This is a genomic window from Mesobacillus sp. (genome assembly GCF_049588175.1).
In the GTDB taxonomy this organism is placed as follows: Bacteria; Bacillota; Bacilli; order Bacillales; family Cytobacillaceae; genus Mesobacillus.
The window spans coordinates 1-1,830 of record NZ_JBAVFI010000016.1 but is presented as its reverse complement, the minus strand read 5'-3'; the positions used below and the strand labels follow the sequence as shown (position 1 = coordinate 1,830).

General features: G+C 40.4%; 3 protein-coding genes. 1 reads left to right on the top strand and 2 read right to left on the bottom strand.

All coding sequences use genetic code 11. The features are described from left to right. On the top strand, nt 1-640 hold a 640-nt coding region (locus WB217_RS00340; protein WP_423989565.1), incomplete at its 5' end, for a glycerophosphodiester phosphodiesterase family protein. A gap of 58 nt (nt 641-698) precedes the next feature. On the opposite strand, the gene WB217_RS00335 is transcribed toward WB217_RS00340, so the two are convergent. Together WB217_RS00335 and WB217_RS00330 are read right to left on the bottom strand one after the other, a co-directional pair. Beyond that, nucleotides 699-1,637, bottom strand: a complete 939-nt coding sequence (locus WB217_RS00335; protein ID WP_423989563.1) for an LCP family protein — start codon at nt 1,635-1,637, stop codon at nt 699-701. A 32-nt stretch (nt 1,638-1,669) separates the two neighbouring features. Beyond that, complete coding sequence (locus WB217_RS00330) at nt 1,670-1,825, bottom strand: nucleotidyltransferase family protein (protein WP_423989567.1); 156 nt, start codon at nt 1,823-1,825, stop codon at nt 1,670-1,672. Between the last annotated feature and the right edge of the window lie 5 nt (nt 1,826-1,830).

Here is a 1,830-nt window from a genome sequence, read left to right as displayed (position 1 = left end):
TGATGAAACACTTGACCGCACCACTGATGAAACGGGCATGGTCAAGGATTTCACGCTTGAGCAAATAAAGAGGCTTGATGCAGGTACCTGGTTTAATGAAACTTTCCCCCAGAAGGCAAAGCCGGATTATCTGGGTCTGCAGGTGCCAACTCTAAGAGAAATAATTGAACGCATGGGTCCTAAAGCAAGGTATTATATCGAAACCAAATCACCTGAATTCTATCCTGGAATGGAAGAAAAGCTTCTTGATATTTTATATGAATACAATCTTGTCGGTGAGAATCAGCCTGTTGGCAAGATCATGATCCAGTCTTTCAGTGCGGAGAGCCTGAAAAAAATCCATCAGATGGATGAATCCATCCCCTTGGTCCAGCTATTGTCCTACTATGCACCCGCCATCATAACGAATGAGGAAGTAGCGAAGATCAAGGCATATGCAGTCGGAATTGGAATGCATTATACTGCCATAAGCCCCGGCTATGTAAAAAAGGTCCGGGATTCCGGATTACTGATCTATCCTTATACAGTGAATGAGAAAGAGGATATGGAGATGCTGTTAGATTGGGGAGTTACCGGAATGTTCACCAATTACCCTGATCGACTAAACGAAGTGATAGGAAAAAGACTTAGGATGCCATAAAGAAAGCTGCCTTGCTAAGGCAGCTTTCTTTATGGCATTTAGTTTTCAAAGGATTTTACTACCCGTTTTCAATTTCAAGATGCTTTTTTAAAAGAGATTGAAGCCTTAGCTGCTCTTCTTGGGGTACAACAAGGAAATATAATTCTTTACCGAACTCCTCATCGTAAATTCTTTGACCCTCCCCCTTCACTTCATTTTGATGGATCTGTTTTCTGGCATCCTTATAATTTTGCTGAATATCCTTCATCTCGCTAAACGTCAGATTGGTCTTGATGTTATCGCCCAAGACATCTAAGATCGATTCATACCTTGCGAGTGATGTAACACTGGCACCTTTATCTATAATGGCCTTAATTACCTCTCGCTGGCGTATCTGTCTGCCGAAATCACCGCGTTTATCTTCGTAACGCATCCTGATAAACTTCAATGCATCGTTCCCATCTAACTCTACTTCACCAGCAGGAAAATTGGTTCCGCCATAGGCAAAATTCAAATCATTAAAAACGGTAATTCCATCCAAAGCATCCACTATTTCTTTAAAACTTTCCATATTGACTTTAATAAAGTAATCAATTGGAATATCAAGGAATTGTTCAACCGTTGCAACTGCCATTTCGGCTCCTCCGTAGGCAAATGCATGGTTGATTTTTGTTACTTTATCAAGACCGGCAATCTTTGTCCTGGTATCTCGAGGGATGCTGAGCATTTCGACTGATTTTGTATTTGTATTTACAGACAGCACGATCATCGTATCAGATCTTCCCCCGTCATTTGCCCGTTCATCGACACCGAGCAACAACACAGAAAATGGTTCTTTTTTCTGGAAGGATAATTGTTCTTCCCTTTTTTCTGATTTTTCCCGATCAAGTGGCTGATGCATCGTTTCCACTGTCGCTGTAACCGATTTATAAACAGAATATGTATAAAAGCCAGCGGAAATGGCGAGGAGCAAGGCCAGGATTCCAAAGAATTTTAATACCCTTTTCTTTTTATTCATTTACATCTAATCTCCTCTTATAAAATTCAGTGTTAACCAATTTCAACTGTCAGCCCTGGCCAAGTGGATTTCCAGTTTTTTGTTTCCAGCCTTTTTTTATATATGTTCATTAATTCTTTTGATGACCTAAAAACCGGGGTTGGTTTTAATTGTAATGTCACAGCATCAAGTATTCCATAGGGTGCAATTAAGC

Coding starts and splice junctions, on each gene's coding strand:
- WB217_RS00335 (WP_423989563.1), bottom strand. CDS start 1,637: ATGAATAAAAAGAAAAGGGTATTAAAATTCTTTGGAATCCTGGCCTTG.